Raw genomic sequence first — 2,167 nt, 5'->3', positions numbered from 1 at the left:
CACGGATTTTAGCGGTACTATTGACAATCGTATCACCCGTCATGGTAACCGTATCACCATGAATAACACCGGAAGAATTGGCTAAAAGACCGTTACTGGTGAGTTCTACAGCACCTCTGGCATCTAAAAACCCACCATCATTAAACAATGTTTGCGTGGTCGAAACATGCAATGCACCATTACTTGATATGGTACCGCTATTGGCAAAACGGTCCGTCTCTATAGTGACGCCATTGCCTTTTATTCTAGCACTGGCGAAGTTTCCTTGCTGCGTTTTTGCCCCATAAACATCTTGTGCTAAAGAAGTGTTTGGTGCCAAATAAACGTGGGGCACCAAAACCTTTTGTCCATCTTTAGTTATGCACGCGTCTATGGTCATGCCAAGGTTTGTGGCTTGGCTTGCATTTATAGCCATGCAAAAATTTATAATTATGCTGTTATTGATGGTCGTGCAAAGATTTATGGAAAGGTTTATGGCAATGCAAAAATCAATAAAAAAGCAAAGTAAGGTTGGTTCCAAAAAATTGTGAGGTTTATGAAAGGGATAATGTTGTCAATATAACTGATCAAACAGAATAAAAAGAGACATGGGAGACGTGCATTCTTTATGGTTATAAACGCATATAAAATGCATTGCTATAAACATATCATAAAAGAGAGAGTAAAATAAAAAAAAGCCGTGCCAAATGATATGACGCGGCTTTCAAATAGCGTTTTTTATTGATTAAAATGAATCATCCACAATGGAGTAATGAATGCATATATACAAAACGTATCATATTGCAAGCGCTCTATTAGAGATATGAAAACTTATCAAAAGAAACGTAAATGTGCGTATGATCTTTAATCACTCATTTGAATGAGAGAGCCTATAAACGCTTTTTGTTGCTCTCAAACGTATCAAACAAATCAAAATGCTCGGTAGCTTTAACAATCCAATCAAAAGCAAATGCATATTAAGTGAACATCTGTAAAAAACGTTTTTTTACATTTACGAGCATTGGTTTTTAAAAGCAGATTTTCATAAGATAAATAAACAATTATGGTTTTTTGTTACCATTTTTATCAAGTCAATTTTATTAATAATAGTTATTAAAAAATCACAAAATTAAAATAAACATTTGAAAATATATCCATATGGGTATATTAGTAATCATGAGTAAAATAAAACGTATCATATGGCTTGGTTCTTCACTCAAAGATATAAAAAGTCTTCCTGATCTTATTCAACAAAGGATTGGTTATGCTCTTTATCTTGCTCAGATAGGAGATAGAGGAGAAAATGTTAAGGTTCTCAAGGGGGGTGGATCTGCCAATGTTCTAGAAATTATTGAACGCGATATTCAAGGAACTTATCGCGCTGTTTATACGATACAATATAAAAAATCTCTTTATGTGTTGCATTGTTTTCAGAAAAAATCGACCCGTGGCATTGCAACACCAAAACCAGACATTAATCTGATTAAAGAACGTCTCAAGTTAGCAGAACAATTAGAAGGGAATTAAAATGATCAATGTTTTTCACGGTAGTTCCAATGTTTATGCGGATCTTGGCTTTTCAGATTCCAGAGAGATGCTTATCAAAGCGCAACTTGCTCATAAGATTAGTCAAATTCTTAAAGAAAAGAACTTAACACAAAAACAGGCTAGTCAACTTTTGAAAATGACTCAACCAAAACTGTCTAAACTCTTAAGTGGAGAATTTCGAGGAATTAGTGAAATGAAAATGCTTGAGTGTTTGGCAAAATTGGGAAACGATATAAAGATTATTGTTAATCCGAAAGAAGTTAAAACGCTTGAAGGACATTTTGAAGTTGTTTTTTCTTCTTAAACTTCTTTATGATTAGCTTTTTATGGTCTATTCATACATGGCAATCTTATATAAAAAATAGTCAAATGAATCACGTATAAAAGTGTGGATTCTTAAGTGGATTCATATAAAATAACTTCACACAACATATTGACTTTATTGTGTTTTTTGATATGATATCGAATATCAACATTCAGGCATCTCATGATACTGACCACCGTCAAATTCTTCGTATTCTCTTGTGCCATCATCATATTCGTAAAGGTTATAAAAATACTCTGCTACCCCTAATCCCCATGGTGCATGCCCCACCGCCGTTGCAACCCACTTTTTTTGCCCTTTCTGTTTACGTTTTTT

The 2,167-nt window shown here is 34.1% G+C and carries 2 protein-coding genes and 2 pseudogenes; 3 read left to right on the top strand and 1 reads right to left on the bottom strand.

Annotation, left to right across the window (positions count from 1 at the left end; translation table 11 throughout):
* Positions 1–352 (bottom strand): annotated as a pseudogene (locus ACFIJL_RS09140) (hypothetical protein); the annotation flags it as partial.
* Here ACFIJL_RS09140 and ACFIJL_RS09135 point away from each other — a divergent pair.
* From ACFIJL_RS09135 to ACFIJL_RS09125, 3 genes and pseudogenes are all read left to right on the top strand, one after another.
* A pseudogene (locus ACFIJL_RS09135) lies at positions 347–579 on the top strand (hypothetical protein); the annotation flags it as partial. The pseudogenes ACFIJL_RS09140 and ACFIJL_RS09135 sit on opposite strands and share 6 nt — an antisense overlap.
* Before the next feature lie 576 nt (positions 580–1,155).
* Positions 1,156–1,506, top strand: coding sequence for a type II toxin-antitoxin system RelE/ParE family toxin (locus tag ACFIJL_RS09130; RefSeq protein WP_375624368.1), 351 nt, complete (start codon positions 1,156–1,158; stop codon positions 1,504–1,506).
* 1 nt (position 1,507) lies between these two features.
* Positions 1,508–1,831, top strand: a complete 324-nt coding sequence (locus ACFIJL_RS09125) for a helix-turn-helix domain-containing protein (RefSeq protein WP_015856199.1) — start codon at positions 1,508–1,510, stop codon at positions 1,829–1,831.
* Positions 1,832–2,167 lie beyond the last annotated feature (336 nt).

Source organism: Bartonella sp. TT119HLJHH (assembly GCF_042193385.1).
Taxonomy (GTDB): Bacteria; Pseudomonadota; Alphaproteobacteria; order Rhizobiales; family Rhizobiaceae; genus Bartonella.
Note: the sequence above shows the minus strand (reverse complement) of the source record. Positions and strands in the feature narration are given on the sequence as shown.

Coding starts and splice junctions, on each gene's coding strand:
- ACFIJL_RS09130 (WP_375624368.1), top strand. CDS start 1,156: ATGAGTAAAATAAAACGTATCATATGGCTTGGTTCTTCACTCAAAGAT.
- ACFIJL_RS09125 (WP_015856199.1), top strand. CDS start 1,508: ATGATCAATGTTTTTCACGGTAGTTCCAATGTTTATGCGGATCTTGGC.